Annotated in this window: 8 protein-coding genes; 3 read left to right on the top strand and 5 right to left on the bottom strand. The window is 72.6% G+C overall.

The window, feature by feature from the left end; genetic code table 11:
* The first annotated feature begins 405 nt into the window (after nt 1-405).
* On the top strand, nt 406-1,314 hold the full coding sequence (locus ACFZCP_RS42135; protein WP_391441828.1) for a squalene/phytoene synthase family protein: 909 nt from the start codon (nt 406-408) through the stop codon (nt 1,312-1,314).
* A 23-nt stretch (nt 1,315-1,337) separates the two neighbouring features.
* Here the strand turns inward: ACFZCP_RS42135 and ACFZCP_RS42130 are convergent, their stop codons facing one another.
* Together ACFZCP_RS42130 and ACFZCP_RS42125 are read right to left on the bottom strand one after the other, a co-directional pair.
* Entirely contained in the window at nt 1,338-3,035 is a 1,698-nt protein-coding gene (locus ACFZCP_RS42130) for a DUF885 family protein (RefSeq protein ID WP_391441825.1), read from the bottom strand.
* Between the two features lie 398 nt (nt 3,036-3,433).
* A complete protein-coding gene (locus tag ACFZCP_RS42125) occupies nt 3,434-4,207 on the bottom strand; it encodes a DUF2071 domain-containing protein (RefSeq protein WP_391441822.1) in 774 nt (257 codons plus the stop codon).
* 193 nt (nt 4,208-4,400) lie between these two features.
* On the opposite strand from ACFZCP_RS42125, the gene ACFZCP_RS42120 reads away from it, so the two are divergent.
* Both ACFZCP_RS42120 and ACFZCP_RS42115 read left to right on the top strand, forming a co-directional pair.
* Nucleotides 4,401-6,089: an AMP-binding protein gene (locus ACFZCP_RS42120; protein WP_391441820.1), complete on the top strand. Its 1,689-nt coding sequence runs from the start codon at nt 4,401-4,403 to the stop codon at nt 6,087-6,089.
* Nucleotides 6,086-12,940, top strand: a complete 6,855-nt coding sequence (locus ACFZCP_RS42115) for a beta-ketoacyl synthase N-terminal-like domain-containing protein (RefSeq protein WP_391441818.1) — start codon at nt 6,086-6,088, stop codon at nt 12,938-12,940. Before ACFZCP_RS42120 ends, ACFZCP_RS42115 begins: the two co-directional genes overlap by 4 nt.
* Before the next feature lie 61 nt (nt 12,941-13,001).
* On the opposite strand, the gene ACFZCP_RS42110 is transcribed toward ACFZCP_RS42115, so the two are convergent.
* The 3 genes from ACFZCP_RS42110 to ACFZCP_RS42100 are packed head-to-tail and all read right to left on the bottom strand — an operon-like array spanning nt 13,002 to nt 16,091.
* Nucleotides 13,002-13,526 (bottom strand): hypothetical protein, encoded by a 525-nt coding sequence (locus ACFZCP_RS42110; protein ID WP_391441816.1) that lies wholly within the window; start codon nt 13,524-13,526, stop codon nt 13,002-13,004.
* 10 nt (nt 13,527-13,536) lie between these two features.
* Nucleotides 13,537-14,178 carry an L-leucyldemethyl-blasticidin S guanidino methyltransferase BlsL gene (gene blsL / locus ACFZCP_RS42105; RefSeq protein ID WP_391441813.1) on the bottom strand — a complete coding sequence of 214 codons (642 nt, stop codon included), beginning with the start codon at nt 14,176-14,178 and terminating at the stop codon, nt 13,537-13,539.
* A gap of 38 nt (nt 14,179-14,216) precedes the next feature.
* Nucleotides 14,217-16,091: a hypothetical protein gene (locus ACFZCP_RS42100; protein ID WP_391441810.1), complete on the bottom strand. Its 1,875-nt coding sequence runs from the start codon at nt 16,089-16,091 to the stop codon at nt 14,217-14,219.
* Nucleotides 16,092-16,158 lie beyond the last annotated feature (67 nt).

Here is a 16,158-nt window from a genome sequence, read left to right as displayed (position 1 = left end):
CGATCTTTCTGGCACGGCCGGGGTGACCGGCTTGATCTCGGCCCCGGCGTCAGCGAGCTGCTGCACTCGGCCACCGTCGCGGTAGCGGGCGAGGTACCGCTCAAGCGGCTCAGGCACGCGATCGCCTGCTTCCCGACCGTCAACGAGATCTGGCTCTTCCTCCTTGCCGCCTGCCGGCGGGCTCGGGAGACCCCGCGGACCACCTCGGCGTAGCGCCCTCACCCCGCGGCGACGCAGCCCGGCCACGGCCCGGCGACGGTACCGGTTGCGCCTACGACACCGACGAATCGGGTGCACCCGACAGGGACCGTGGCCTTGGCGCCTCGACGTCCTGCCCTGCCGTGACGACCGGTCGAGGGCACCGACTAGGCTCGTGACCTCGGCCGAGAGCTTGGGGGGAGACGCGTGGGCAGGTGGGAGCGGGCGCTGGACGCGGCGGCGGTGCACACGCCGGAGCTACGGGCGGACTACAGCCGACAGCGCCGGCAGGTCGTCCGGTACAAGCGGGAAGTGGCGGTGGCGGCCGGACTGCTGCTTCCGCCGGCCATGGTCCCGCATGTGATGGCCGCCGCAGCCTTCATGCACCGCACCGACGACCTGCTCGACAGCGGCCCCCTGGCGGACCGCCGGGCGGCGTCCGCCCGTTGGGAGCGCGAGGTCGCCGAGAGCCTCGCCGCAGGCCGTACCGACCACCCCGAACTGCGCCCCCTCCTCCACAGCATCGATGCGCATCCCGTCCTGCACGACCGCGTCCTCGACTACCTCCGCGCGGCGGCCTCGGACCTCGACTTCACCGGGTTCGCCACCGAGGACGACTACCAGGACTACGTGGACGGATACTCGCTGCCCGGCTTCATGGTCGTCGCCGCGCTGCTCGGCCCCGAGGACCAGACGGCGTACCGGGCCGCCTGCCGCACCTACATCGACGCCGGCCAGCGCCTCGACTTCGTCAACGACCTGGCGGAGGACCTGGCGGACGGCCGTCTGACCATCCCCGAGCAGACCCTCAAGGAGCACGGAGTCGCCCGTGCCGACCTGGAACAGGCCCGTGATCTGCCGGCCGTGCGCTCGTTGATCGACGCCCTGCTCGACCGGGTGGACCTCACCCTCGCCGAAGGCAGGGCCGTCGTCGGCCTCGTGCCCGAGGAGCACCGGCCCATGGTTCGGTGCATCATCGCGGTGGACGAGCTGACCAGCCGCGCCGCGCGTGCCGACCGAGGCGCTCTGCTGCGCCGCTCGGCGAGCCCCGGCAAGATCGCTGCACTGCGGCTGCTCGGCCGCGAGTACGTCCGGGCCCGCCGGCTCCGCCGCTGACGACCGCGGGTACGGGAACGGCGTTACAGCGAGGCCAGGTTGTCGGCCAGGTCGGCCAGGCCGAGTGAGCCCTGGGCCAGCGCGTTTCCGTGCCAGGCCCGCAGGTCGAAGCCGGCCCCGAGGCGGCGACGGGAGGCTTCACGGCCCTGCAGCCAGGCGCGCTCTCCGAGCTTGTAGCCGATGGCCTGGCCGGGCCAGCCGAGGTAACGGTCGATCTCGCTGTTGCGGCGGGCGGTCTCACATCCGTGGTGGGTGGCCATGAACGCGGTGGCGAGGTCCGGGGTCCAGCGCTCGCCGGGGTGGAAGCCGGAGCCGGCGGGGATGGCGAGCTCCAGATGCATGCCGAGGTCGACGATCACGCGGATGATCCGGAGCATCTGCTTGTCCAGGTAGCCGAGGCGGCGGGCGGGGTCCGTGAGGAAGCCCCATTCGTCCATCAGCCGCTCGGCGTACAGGGCCCAGCCCTCCTTGTCGGCGCTGACCGCGCCGAGGGTGATCTGGTAGCGGCTCAGGCGGTCGACGGCGGCGGTCCACCGGGCGGTCTGCAAGTGGTGCCCGGGCACGCCCTCGTGGTACCAGGTGCTGACGATCTCCCAGGTGGGGAACGTCTGTTGGCCCAGGGTCGGCAGGTAGGTGCGCCCGGGACGGCCGAAGTCGAGACTGGGACCGGTGTAGTAGGGGGCGCCCGAACTGCCGGGAGGGGCGATCCTCGACTCGACCCGGCGGAGCGGGCCCGAGATGTCGAAGTGGGTGCCGTCCAGGGCGTCGATCGCCTCGTCCATGATGTCCTGGAGCCAGGCGCGGATGTTCTCCTCGCCCGTGATGGCGTGGCCGTGGCGGTTCAGGTGGTCCATGGTCTCCCGGACGCCGGCGCCCGGGAGGATCCGGCCGGCCTCGGCGTGCATCTCGGCAACCGTGCGGTGGAACTCCTCCCACGCCCAGGCGTAGGCCTCGGCGGGGTCCAGGGCGGCGCCGTTCGCCCAGCGGGCCGAGCGCAGGTAGCGTTCGCGGCCGACGGCGTCCGGAGTGCCGTCCACAGCGGGCAGGTAGGTGGCGGCGAGCCAGGAGCGGAACCCGGTCACCGCGGCCGCGGCCCGGTCGGCGGCGGCGTCCAGATCGGGCCTGAGCCGGTCCGGAGCGTCGGCCACGAACGCGGCGAACCAGCTCGCGCCGCCCGTGTCCTGGCCGGTCCAGGCGGCGAGCTGCCCGATCACGGCCCGGGCCTGGCGGGGTGCGCACACCAGCCCGCGGGCGATGCCCTCGGCAAGGGTCGCCCGGTAGCCGTCGAGCGCGCCCGGCAGGTTGCGCAGCCGCCCGCCCACCGTTGCCCAGTTCTCGTCGGTGTCGGTGGGCATCAGGGTGAGGCTGCTGAGCAGCCGGTGCACGGGCGAGCCGACGTTGCGCAGCTCACGGAAGTGGTCACCCGCCTCGTGCACGGCGAGTTCCGCGGTGAGCCGTTCCCGCAGCAGGCGGGCGCAGTTCCGGTCGGCGTCCTCCCACACCACGCCGTCCTTCTCGGCGTCCCGCTCGGCGGTGTCCAGCGCGCAGAGCGTCCGCCGGGCCAGTTCGGCGTGCGCCTCGAAGCCGTCCGGGGACAGATCCGGCTGGCGGTCGTCCCCGGGGTGCAGGCCGAGCCGGGTGGAGGTCAGGGGGTCGAGGGCTGCGACCCGGTCGACATGGTCGTCGGCGATCCGGCGCGGGGTGCTCGGCTTCTCAGGCATGGGCGCCATGCTGACGTACCGTCGCCGACGGTGTCAGGAACGCCCTGTCGGCTTTCGGCCGCTTGTGATCACTCGTCACCGGCTTGCTCACGGATCTCATACGTGCGGAATTCCGAGCGAGCCGGCCTGCCCATGCAACCCATACGTGCGCAATTCCGAGGCGGCTTGCGCATGGACCTGACACGTGAGGAATATCCGAGTCGGCGTGCTCACGGATCCCCTGCGTGCGGAATTCCGACCGGGCCGGTCTGCTGACGCACCTCGTGCGGAATTCCGAAGCGGGTTCACGACGGCACAACCGCCGGTATCGGCCGATGAGCCCCACCCCGAGCGCGGCGCCGAGGAACACCGTGGCGCACCGGCCCCGCGGCAGCGGTCCAGGACGGCGGACGGCGGGTTCAGGGGGTGGGGATGCCGGCCGGAGCGCGGGGCGGGCGTGCGAAACGGACCGGAACCCCGGGGGAGTAGAGCACACTGGCCGGGTCCCCGGCAGGATTGGGCAGCCCCGCGGCGGCCACCAGGTCCTCGTCGCAGCGGAGCAGTTCCGCGCGGTGCAGGGGCCAGCGCGGGTGGGCGTTCGGGAGATACAGGGGCCGGCCGAAGAAGGCACTGTGCATGCCCCAGCGGGCGGTCAGGAAGTGTTCCATCTCGCTCGGGTTCTCGACGCGTTCGCCGATCCGTATCGCGAGGCTGCTGTGCGCACCGCGGGGTCCGGGCCAGCGTCTGCTGCTGGTGTAGGAGATCGTCGTGCCCTCCTGACGAACCTTCATCCGCGACCACACGTAGGGGAGTCGGAACGCGGCCCGCCCGACGACGACCGGGACGAGGCGGGACGCGTCGAGGGAGCGGAAGACCACGCCCCGGCGGCCCCGGGCGTCCACGGAGTACAGACGGACGTTGGTCTCCGGGAAGGAACCGAGGTACGGGACACCGGGCAGGCGGAACCAGCCGACGCGGTGCATCCGGAAGGCCACGAGGCCGACGTAGGTGACGCCGTCCAGGGTGTCCGGGCGGGTACCGGCCGGCAGGAGCGGGGCGACGTCCGCCGGATCGGCGGCCCAGTGGAGGAAGGCCAGGTCGAGCCAGGACTGAGTGAGCAGAGGCGGGTTCGCGGCGTGGGGCGGGTCGGCCGATATCGGTTCGGGTTCCGCCTGGAGCGGTGACTGCGGCATCCAGCCAGTATCGCGAGGCACGTGTCCCGACGGAACGCGGCCCCACGGTGCCAGCGCCCCGCCCGGTGACCGCGCCGAGATGACAGGCCGGGCACCCGACCCGGTAGTGTTCAAGCAGCGCGACTTCCTGCTGAACCGGCGACGACCTGGGAAAACGCGGATGCCACTGACAGACAGTCATTTCTTTGGACCTGTGGTACCAGCCGATCTTCGGCCTCTGACGAGCTATCTCTTCGACAGGTCCCGCTCGGACGCTCCGGCGTTCACCTTCCTCGACCACGCCTCCGACCGCGACGGCATCGAGCACACGATGTCGTGGGCAGAGCTCGCGGACCAGGTCCGTGCGGTCGCCGCCGAACTGAGCAGACTCACCGGGCGCGGCGGGCGGGTGGCGATTCTCGCGCCTCAGCATCCGGCCTATGTGGTCGCCTTCCTCGGCGCCCTGCACGCGGGAACCGTCGCGGTGCCCCTGTTCGCGCCGGAGGCGAGCCGGCACGGCGGACGGCTGGTCCACATCCTGTCCGACTGCGCACCCGAGGTGTGGCTCACCTCGACCGACGTCGTCGACCAGGTACGCGCGCTCGCTCGGGACGACGCGGTCCCCGCACCGAAGCACATCGTCACGGTGGAAGAACTGGCAGCGCGGGGCGGTGACTTCACGGCCCCCGAGATCGCCCTCGACGAACCCGCCTACCTTCAGTACACCTCGGGATCCACCCGGGATCCGGCCGGTGCGGTGATCACGCACCGCGCCGTGGTCGCCAACTCGTGGCAGGCCGCGACCGCGTACCGGGCGGGCGCGCGGTGGACCGTCGTCGGATGGCTCCCGTTCTTCCACGACATGGGGCTGATCCAGTTGCTGGCCGCCCCGGTGTTCGCGGGGTGCCGCTCGGTGTTCATGGCCCCCTACGACTTCGTGAAGCGCCCGGTGCGCTGGCTGCGCGCCATGTCGGGAAGAACCGACGTCATGTCGTCCGCCCCGAACTTCGCCTTCGAGTACGCCGCCCGCAAGACCGCCGAGGCCGACCGCGCCGGGCTGGACCTGACCGGGGTCCGGGTGCTCATCACCGGGAGCGAACCGGTCCGGGCGGACACGATCGCCGAGTTCCAGCGGACGTTCGCTCCGCACGGTCTGGGAGCCAACGTGCTTCGCCCGTCCTACGGCCTGGCCGAGGCCACCGTGTTCGTCACGGCCACCGGCGAAGAAGGCCCCGTGGTGACCGCGTTCGACCGGGCCGCGCTCGCCGGCGACCGCGGAGTGCCGGCCGTGCCGGGATCGCCAGGAGCAGTGGACGTGGTGGCCGCCGGACGGCCGGTCAGCCAGAGAGTCCACATCGTCCACCCGGAACGGCTCGTCGCCCTCCCGGACGGGACGGTCGGTGAGATCTGGGTCGACGGCCCCAATGTGGCGGCCGGCTACTGGCAGCAGCCCGAACGCAGCGAGGAGACCTTCGGCGGGCGACGCGACGACGTCCCCGGGCGCTGGCTGCGCACCGGCGACCTCGGCATGATCCACGACGGGCTGCTCTACATCACCGGCCGGATGAAGGACCTCATCATCATCGACGGCAGGAACCACTACCCGCAGGACATCGAGGCCACCGTGTCCGACGCCCACCCCGCGATCCGGCGCGACGGCGTGGCCGCATTCCCCGTGCACGACGAGTCCGGCGCGGAGGGCGCCGCCGTCGTCGCCGAGTACCGACGCGGCGGCACCGCCGACGAGACCGAGATCGGCAGAGCGGTGCGGCGGGCGGTCTCCACCACGCACGACCTCAGACTGCGCCACCTCAAACTGGTCCAGGTCGGCGCGGTGGCGCGCACGTCCAGCGGAAAGGTGGCCCGGTCCGCCACCAAGCAGCGTCACTGGGAGCAGCCGTGAGCGGCGCCGACCGGCTGCGGCGACGGCTCATCGAGCGGATCGCCGAAGCCTGTTACCTGGACGAGGACGAGATCGACCCGAGCCGCCCGCTGCAGGAGTTCGGACTGTCCTCGCGCGACGCCGTGGAACTGTCCGGGGAACTTGAGGAGTTGCTCGGACGCCCCCTGCCCACGACCCTCCTGTGGGACCACCCGACCGTCGACCGGCTCGTCGACGCACTGAGCGATCCGGCCGCACCGGCGGGCGCAGGAACGGCCGGACCGGCAGGTCCTGAGGCGGCCGGACGGGCGGTCGGACAAGCGGGCACGGAAGCAGTCGGGCACGCGGGCGCAGGAGCGGTCGGACCGGCTGGCGCGGAAGCGGTCGGAGCCGCGGCCGCCAAGGCGGATGCTCCGGCAGGCGTACGGGCACAGGTACAGGTCCATGCGCAGGACGAGACGACCGCTGCTCCCGATCGGTCCGGGGGGCCGGATACCGATGTGCCCCCGGAGCCGATCGCCGTGGTCGGCCTCGGCTGCCGGCTGCCCGGCGGGGTGCACGGGCCTGAGCAGTTCTGGCGCCTGCTCACCGAGGGCCGGGACGCCGTGGCGCAGGTTCCGGACGGCCGTTGGGCCGAGTACGGCGCGGTGCCCGACCGTGTGACGCGCAGGGGCGGATTCCTGGACGACATCGCGGGATTCGACGCGGAGTTCTTCGATGTCACGCCGGACGAGGCGGCCCGCATGGACCCGCAGCAGCGCATGCTGCTGGAGGTCACCTGGGAGGCGCTGGAGCACGCCGGTGTCGCACCCCGGTCGCTGAGCGGCACCGGGGGCGGAGTGTTCGTCGGCATCAGCGGCACCGAGTACGGCGCGCGGTCGATCGGCGACGTCCGCGCCGCCGATCCCCGGGTGGCCACCGGCGCGGCGCTGTCGATCGCGGCGAACCGCCTGTCCTATGCGCTCGACCTGCGCGGACCCAGTCTCGCCGTGGACACGGCGTGTTCCTCCTCGCTGGTCGCGGTGCACCTCGCCGTCCAGAGCCTTCGCTCCGGTGAGTGCGGCCTTGCCCTGGTCGGCGGAGCGAACCTGCTGCTCGGACCGGGCGTGACGGCGTGCTTCGACGAGATGGGCGTCAGCTCGGCGGACGGGCGGTGCAAGCCGTTCGCGGCCGACGCCGACGGGATCGTACGCGCGGAGGGCGTGGGTGTCGTCGTACTCAAGCGGCTCTCGGACGCACAGGCGGCCGGCGATCGCGTGCTGGCACGGATCCGCGGGACCGCGGTCAACTCCGACGGCCGGTCCAACGGGCTGACCGCGCCCAACGGTGAGGCACAGCAGGCGCTTCTGCGTGCGGCCCACCGACAGGCCGGGGTCGATCCGTCCGCGGTGGACCATGTCGAGGCGCACGGTACGGGCACGCTGCTCGGCGACCCGATCGAGGCGCGCGCCCTCGGAGCCGTGCTGGGCGCCCGGCGCCGCCGGCCCCTCCTGATCGGATCGGTCAAGGGCAACCTCGGACACCTGGAGGCCGCCGCCGGCATCGTCGGGCTGATCAAGACGGTACTGGCGCTGCACCACGGACTGATCCCACCGAGCATCCACTGCTCGGCCCCCAACCCGCACATTCCGTTCGGCGACCTCGGCCTGTCCGTGGCGGACACGGTCCGGCCCTGGCCGACCGCCGGCCGTCCGGCGCTCGCCGGTGTCTCCGGCTTCGGCTTCGGCGGCACCAACGCCCACGCGGTCCTGGAACAGGAGAGCCGCGCAAAAGCCCCGGAAGGTGTCCGGCCGCCCCACACCCCGCGCAGGTTTCTGCTGGGCGCAGCCAGTGAGGGCCGGCTGCGCGAGAAGGCGACGGCGCTGGCCGGCTGGGTCGAGCACACCCAGGTCGACCTGGCGGACCTTGAGCACACCCTGGCCCGCCGGGCAGACGGACGGTGCAAGGAGGCGGTCGTGGCGAGGACCCGGGAGGAACTCGCCGCCCGGCTTCGCCGGCAGGACCCGGCGAACGTGCCCGTCCCGGCGCCCACGAACGTGTCCGTCCCGGACTGCGAGAACATCTCCGTGCCGTCTTCCGGGAACGTGTCCGTCCCGGCCCCCGCGCATGTGCCAGTCTCCCCGGTCCCAGGGCACCTGGATGCCCCGGCCTCAGGGAACCTGCATGTCCCGGCCCCAGGGAATCTGCATGTCCCGGCCCCCGGACCGGTGTTCGTGTTCTCCGGGCACGGATCGCAGTGGGCGGGCATGGCCCGGCGGCTGCTCGCGGACGAACCCGTGTTCGCCGCGGCCGTCGACCGGCTCGACCCGGTCATCCGGGCCGAAGCCGGCTTCTCCCTGCGGGAGGATCTGCTCGCCGCGGCAGACGCGACCACGATGGACCACGTCCAGCCGATGGTGTTCGGCATCCAGGTGGCGCTGGCCGAGCTGTGGCAGCACTACGGTGTCCGCCCGGCTGCGGTCATCGGCCACTCCTTCGGCGAGGTCGCGGCGGCGGTCGTCGCCCGGGCACTCACGGAGGCGGACGGAGCCAGGGTCGTCGCGCTGCGTTCAAGACTGCTGGCCTCGCTCGCCGGCGACGGCGCCATGGCGCTGCTGGAGGCCGACGCCCGGGAGGCGGCCGCCCTCCTGGCGGGCGAACCCGGCGTGAGCATCGCCGTCCTGTCCTCACCGGGACAGACCGTCATCGCGGGCAGCGCCGCACCGGTACGCCGCATCGTGTCCGCGGCAGAGGCCGGCGGAAGGCTCGCGCACCTGGTCAGGCTCGACGTCGCCGCCCACTCTCCCGCCGTCGACACGGTGACGCCCGCGCTGGTCGACGGCCTGGCAGGGCTCACCCCGCAGAACGCCGAGACGCCCGTGTACAGCACCGTGGCCGACGGCAGGCCCGCCTTCGACCCCGGATACTGGGCCCAGAACCTGCGCAGCCCCGTGCAGTTCGCGTCCGCCGTGGCAGCGGCCGTCCAGGACGGCTTCGGCACCTTCGTCGAGCTGTCACCGCATCCGGTGCTGCGGCACGCCTTGTCCGAGAACCTCGCCGGCCGTTCCGGCACGCTGGTGCTGTCGAGCCTGCGCAACTGCCCCGACGAGACAGCACACTTCCACTCCCAGCTCGCCACCCTCGAACTCGTGGGCCAGGCGCGGCCGCCGCGCGACGGTCGCATCGCCGACGTTCCCACGACCCCCTGGCGCCACACCCGGCACTGGTTCCCCGCCCCCGCGGCGCACCCGCCCGCGGACGACCGTGCGCTGCCCGGGGACCACCCCCTTCTCGGCGCCCACACCGAACTGCCCGACGACGGCGGGCACGTGTGGCGGGCGGACCTCGGCACGGCCGCGCACCCCTGGCTCGCGGACCATCGGCTCGACGACCGCCCCGCCCTGCCCGGCGCGGTCTTTCTGGAGACAGCGGCCGCGGCGGCGAGCGTGGCCTTCGGCGTCCCGGTCGAACGGATCGCGCTGCGCGCGGTCACCCTGCCCCGGCCGCTGGCCCTGGACGACCACACCACCGTCACGACGACCTGCACCGACGGCATGATCCGGATGCACACCCGGGCGAAGGACGGCACGTGGCGGCTGCACGCGAGCGCCGAGGCGGCCGTCGCCGGGCCCGAGCGGCCCGAGCCGCTGCCGCCGCTGGACGAGAGCGAGTTCGTGCCCCTCCCGGTCACCGATGTGCACCGCCGGCTTCGCCTCCTCGGTCTGAGTCATGGGCCTGCGTTCCGGGGCCTGCGCCGTCCACGGGTCCGCTCGCACGATCTCCGTGCCGTCGCCGAACTCGCCCCGCCGCAGGACGGCCCCCGGCACCGTGCCGCGCTGGTCGAGTCGTGCCTGCAACTCCTCGCCGCCGCACTGTACGACCCGGACGCCACGGTCCTGCGCATGCCCGTCGAGTTCGGCACCGTCCGGTTCCACGGCGACCTCACCCGCGGTGCACGGGCGCACGCCAGGATCGCGCAGGACGACCGCAGCGGCGGCCGGATCGCCGAACTGCTCCTTGCCGACGAGCAGGGACGGATCCTGCTGGACCTCACCGGCGTCGTCGTGCGCGCCGTCCCCTACGCCGAGTTCGCCGCCCCGCTGACGGCAGGGCTCCTGCAGGCCGTCTGGCGGCCGGCGCCGCTCCCCGTGCACGGCACGGAGCCGGGGCCGATCCTCGTGGTGAGCGAGCGGCCGACTCCGCTCGCCTCCGCGCTCGGGGCACGGCAGGGCGGCTGCGACACCATGCCGGACGCCGGTGCGGTGCTCTTCGTGCTGCCGTCCCAGGGCGGTCTGGCCGACGCCGAGAAGGCCGTGCTCGCCGTAGCGGACACGGTCCGTACGCTGGCCGAGTCGAGTCGCCCCCCGCGGCTGCTGCTGGTGACCACGGGCGCGTTCGCCGTCGGGCCGGACGAGCCGGGGAACCCGGCGTTCGCGTCGCTGCGCGGGCTGGTACGCGTCCTGGCCTGCGAACACCCGGAACTGCGCCCGGGGATCGTCGACCTGGATCCCCTGTGGTCCGCCGCTGAAGCGGCCACCGCTGTGCGGGGAGAGCTGTCCGCCGGAACCGACGACGAGGTGGCCTGGCGGTCGGGTGTGCGACATGCCGCCCGGCTGGACCGGCTGCCCGAACCAGGCCCGGCCGCTTCCCCGGTTGCCTCTGCTGCTGTGTCCCCGAGTGCTTCCCCGGTCGCCTCTTCGGGCGTGTCCCCGGCTGCTTCCCCGGCCGCCTCCGCTGCCGTCTCCCCGGCCTCTTCACCGGTCGTGCGCCCCAACGGCGGGTACGTCATCACCGGTGGTCTCGGCGGACTCGGCATCTTCCTCGCCGGCCGGCTCGCCCGCCAGGGCGCGAGCCGGATCATCCTCAACGGACGGTCCCCGGCAGGGCCGGCCGCGGCCGAGGCGATCGACGGGATCGTCGCATCCGGCACCGAGGTCGAGGTGGTCCTGGGGGACATCGCCGAACCCGGCGTCGCCGAACGGCTGGTGGCCGCCGCGGGCCGGGTGCGCGGCGTGATCCACGCGGCCGCGGTGTTCGACGACCACCCCACGATCCGCCTGGACCCCGAGACCCTGCACCGCTCCTGGCTGCCCAAGGCATACGGCGCGTGGCGGCTGCACGAGGTGACGCGCGGCCTCGAACTCGACTGGTGGGTCGGCTTCTCGTCCGTCGCCGCGCTGCACGGCATGCCCGGCCAGCCCGCCTACGCGACCGCCAACGCCTGCCTCGACGCGCTGGTCGCGATGCGCCGGGCGCAGGGCCTGCCCGGCACGTCCATCGCCTGGGGCGCGTGGGCGGAGATCGGAGCCGTGGCCGGCGTGGACATCCCGTGGCTGCACCCGATCAGCCCGGCCGAGGGCATGGACGTGCTCGCCGCGGCAGTGGGCCACGGCCCGGCACAGATCGGTGCGCTGCGCCTGAACACCCCCGCGCTGGTCAGCGCCTTCCCGCAGCTCGTGCAGCTGCCCTTCTTCGAGCCGCTGCTGGGCGCCCTCGCCGGCTCCGCGGACGACTGGGCGGGCGTCGACTGGCTGCGGAGGCTCTCCCCGCACCGGGCACGGGCGGCCGCCTCGGCGCAGCTGAGGTCGCGCATCGCGTCCGTCCTGGGGCTTTCCCCGGACCGGCTGGACCTCGGCGCACCGCTGACCCGGCTGGGGGTCGACTCGCTGCTGGCGGTGCGCATCCGGCACGCCGTCCAGCACGACTTCGGCCTGACGCTGCCGCTGTCCCTGCTCCTGCGCGGTGCGAGCGCGGCCGGGACCGAGCGGTGGCTGCTTAAGGCGTTGCGCCTGCACGACGACGGCGCACCGGCCGCCACGCTGATCCGGCCGCGGGACTCCGCCGAGTGGCTCGTCGACGCCGTCTGGCGCGACGTGCTCGGCGTGGATGCCGGTGTCACGAAGGACTTCTACGACGCCGGCGGTGACCGCAGTCAGGCCGAACGGGTCACTGTCCTGCTGGGCGAACGCACCGGCCGAGAGCTGACCGTCTCGGAACTCTTCGAGCATCCGACCATCGAGCGGATGGCCGCGTACGTGCGTGACGAGGAGCACCTCGGGACACGACCGCGGGTGCTGCGCGGCGAGGGAACGAGGACGCCGCTGTTCCTCTTCCACCCCGGCGGCGGCGACACGGGTGTCTACCGGCAGTTGACGCACCTGCTCGACCCGGCGATCCCGGTGTACGGGTTCGACCGGATCGACGGCGTCGCGACCGTGGAGGACCGGGTCCGGCAGTACCTGCCCGAGCTGCGGGCGGTGCAGCCCGCCGGCCCGTACCGGCTGGCGGGCTGGTCGTTCGGCGGATCCCTCGCCTTCGAAACGGCGCAACAGCTGCGGCGGGCCGGCGAGCGGGTCGACGCGCTGACTCTGATTGATTCGATCATCCCGCTGCCGGACGACACCGGGCTGTCCGAAAGGGACGCCGCCGAAAGGCGGTTCGCGCGCTTCGTCGAGCACCTGGAAGTCACCTACGCGCGCAGGATCGTGCTGCCCTACGAGCGGCTCGCCGGCCTGGACGACGAGGCACAGGCACAGCTGGTCGTCGATGCCATGCGGGCCTCGGGAATGGTCGACGGCGCCGTCAGCGACGCCATTCTGAAGCACCAGCGGACTTCTCTGCTGGACGCCCGCGCACTGGAGCGCTACACACCGCGCCCCTACGACGGGCCGGTGTCGTTCCTCAGCGCGGCCGACCCCACCCCGGGCGGCCTGCGCGACCCCCGGTTCGACCGGCGGGACCCGGCCCGCGGCTGGGACGCGGTGTGCGCGGACCTCGACGTGACCACCGTGCCCGGACACCACCTGGCGCTGCTGGACCCGCCGTACGTGGATGCCGTGGCCCGGCGGCTCGGCGCCGTCCTGGCGGGCGCGGTCCCGGGACGGCTCCGATGAAGGCTCCGCCACGGTGCCCCGCGCGACGGGAGGTGCGCGGGGCACAGGGACGTACGCGCTCTCAGGGCGTCGCGGCCGGATTGTTCACGCGCTCCACCGCCCGGCGGATCGCCGCGTCGATCTCCGGTGTCGCCAGGCCGATGTCCGTGTAGTGGACGAACTCGACCGTGGCGACGGAGCCCAGACCGCGCACGAGGAAGCCGTACTCCTCCTGCCTGCCCGCCTCCAGCAGCAGCACGACCGGTTTGTCGAAGGCGCTCGCCCAGCCGATCTCGACATGCGTGCCGGGGGAGGGCGGGATGCCCGGGATGGCGACGAAGACGTCCGCCTTGCGGATCTCCAGCTGGTCCAGGGGCGTGCACTCGTCGGGAGCCAGCACCTGGGCGCCCCAGGCCTCCCGGCGATGGGCGTTGTAGACCTCCAGACCCTGTTTCTCGAAGTGCTCGATGAGGGTGAGGAACGGTAACTGTTCGGCGGTCGGCATGCTGTTGGTCTCCGGATTGACCAGGCCCATGAAGGGGCCGGCGAGAAACACGCTGCGCACACCGTCGAGGACGGGTTCGGACGTACTGCTGATCAGGGTCACGAGGTTTCCTTCAGTCCTTGTAGAAGCACTGGATGTAGGCGTTGCCGCTGGTGCCGTAGGTGTATTCGGTGCTGTCGTAGGCCTGGTACGGATGCCGTTCCACATGGATCCGGCGGAAGTGCTCGACGTACTGCCAGCGCAGCTCGGGCTTGGTGCTGAAGAACGGGATGAAGACGCCTCCGGGCCGCAGCACCCGCACCACCTCGGGCACCGTCCTCGCCCACAGCTCCTGGTCCGTCCACACCTCCATGTCCAGGGCCGGGTCGAAGAACATGCCGTCGAAGCTCTCGCTCGGCAGTTCCTTGATCCGCTCGAAGAAGTCGCCGCGCTCGATGGAGAGGGACGGCGGCAACTCGGGGTTGGCGGCGCGGAACAACTCCTCGACCTCGCCGAAGAGTTCCAGGACGGTGTGGCTCCGGGTGGCCGGGTTGCCCGCGATCCGCAGCGCCGACAGACCGAGGCCGAGCCCGACCTCGTAGAAGTCCTGCCCGTGCCGGCACAGCAGGTCGGCGCTGGCCCACATAAGGTCGCGTTCCCACGCCTGCATGGCCTGCTCGCCGCCGATGCTGAGTGTCACCTCGCCGTCCTTCTCGATCAGCTCGATCTCGGGCCGGGCGCTGTGCGCGGCGGTCGAGCCGGTGCTCTGCTGCATTGCTGTCCTCCTGGGGAAGGAAAGAAGGCCGACGGCTGTCAGCCTCGCCGGGGAACGACTCCGAAGTGCCGCCGGGCGGTGGACACCGCCAGGTCCTGCACTGCGAAGACGGTGAAGTAGTAGGCCTGCGGAGCCGTCTGCTCGGCGAACCGCACCCGGAACGTCACGTCCCTGGTGCTCCGGTCGGTTCCCCTGACCTTGACGATCCCCGGTTCGACGACGGTGTCCTCGCGCAGGTACGTCGGCACGAACAGGCCGAGCCGCACCGGCCCCGGACGGGCCGCGGTCAGCTCGGCCCGCACCTCCAGCACCCCGCCCGCCGGGACCTCGTCCGCGGCGAAGGCGAGCAGCTGCGGCGAGTCGGGCACCCGGAAGGTGACGTCGCCGCAGCGCAGACACACCACGCACACCGTGTCCAGTACGTGGGGCAGCAGACCGCGTTTGGTGAACCGCTGCGCGGGCCGGCCGCAGTGACAGGTCACCTCGTCGAACCGGTCGTCCAGCCGGCTGCGGTCGCCGAAGTGGGCGGGATAGTTCATCAGCTCGGTCTCCGGGTTGTCGGCGACCTGCTCGGCGATGACGTGGTCCAGGGACTGCAGATCGGCTTCCAGCGAGGCACGGATCTCGCTGTTCGACCGGTCCGCGAAGTGGGTGGGACGGGCGACCCACAGGTCCACCTTGCGGGCGAGCTTGGCCAGCCGGGGACGCAGGGAGTGGTTGTGCGGCAGCAGCTCCCCGCTGAGCAGCGCGGTCAGTCGTGTTCCCGCCGTGAGGAGCAACGCGTCGGGATGGTGGTCCGACGGCTCGGGCGGGGCGCCCTCCTGCCGCCCGGGCAGCCCGAAACGCATGAAGGCGGGGTAGGGGTGCGAGCCGGCCAGGCTGGCGTTGAGGACGTCGACGGAATCGGCTCCGGTGGCGGCCGCCCGCATCCAGGCCGCGTTCTCGGGCCGGTCGGAGTCGTGCACGGAGACGGCCGACACCACGGTGCGGGCCGGCCCGTCCAGGGCGTTGAGCAGGACCTGGTACCGCGGGTCGTACAGCGCGAGGTCGGACAGCGGCCCGCTGTTGCAGGCGCTGAGGACGACTTCGGCGGCCGTCACCTCGTTCATGGGAACGAGCTTGTCCTCCGGCTTGTAGCAGGGCAGGCCGTAGGCGCAGCGCGGGCCGAGGAGCCCTGCGTCCCTGGGAGCGGTGCCGTTGAGCCCGCAGATGGTGAACTCGCCCAGGTTGATGCTGTCGTCCTTGCCGTGCCCCTGGAAGACGACCTTGCGCCAGGCACTGCCGAGGATCTCCGCCTGGATGTCGACGCGCTCGAAGTCCCGGTCGTCGTAGACGCGTACCCGGTCGGTGGAGGCGGGCCGGTCGGTGTCGGTGAACAGCCCGAGACGGGTCAGGGACTTCCGCGTCCGCGCATACTGCTTGGCCGTGTTCCACAGCAGGGAGAGAGGGTCGCGGCCGCTCAGGAAGGACAGGCCGAGTCCCGCGGCCCGGTACGTGCTCTGCAGCAGATCACGCACCGGGTCGAGACACAGCCGGTCGTAGGTGCCGACGACGAGGAGGGTGCCGCGCAGGTCGCGTCCGAACCTGCGCAGGTCCTGCGGGGCCAGCCAGGTCCGGGCCAGCGGCGCGACCAGGTCGGCGAGACCCTCCGGCAGGTCGTCAGCGCCCAGCACGACTCCGTGGTCGAGCGGCGCGGGCAGGCCCGTACCGTCGTACAGGCGGTCCGCCAGCTCGACGGAGCGCACCAGGTCGGCGCGGCCGTCGGTGAGAACGGGCACCGGTGTGCCGACGGGGGCCGCGAGGAACTCCTTCACCGCGGCGCTGAGATGGCTCGGCGGCACCGGCCGGAAGAGCGGCGCACGTGGGGACGCGCTCTGCTCGGTGGTACGCGCATCGGTGTGGGCGGACTGCATCTGGGTCGACCTCTGTCCTTGGTTTCACTTGCTGGGTGTGCGAACGGGCTGTGGGAGGCAGTGGGCG

This window comes from Streptomyces sp. NPDC007971 (genome assembly GCF_042958635.1).
Taxonomy (GTDB): Bacteria; Actinomycetota; Actinomycetes; order Streptomycetales; family Streptomycetaceae; genus Streptomyces.
The sequence above is the reverse complement of the archived record's forward strand: the minus strand, read 5'-3'. Positions and strand labels throughout refer to the sequence as shown.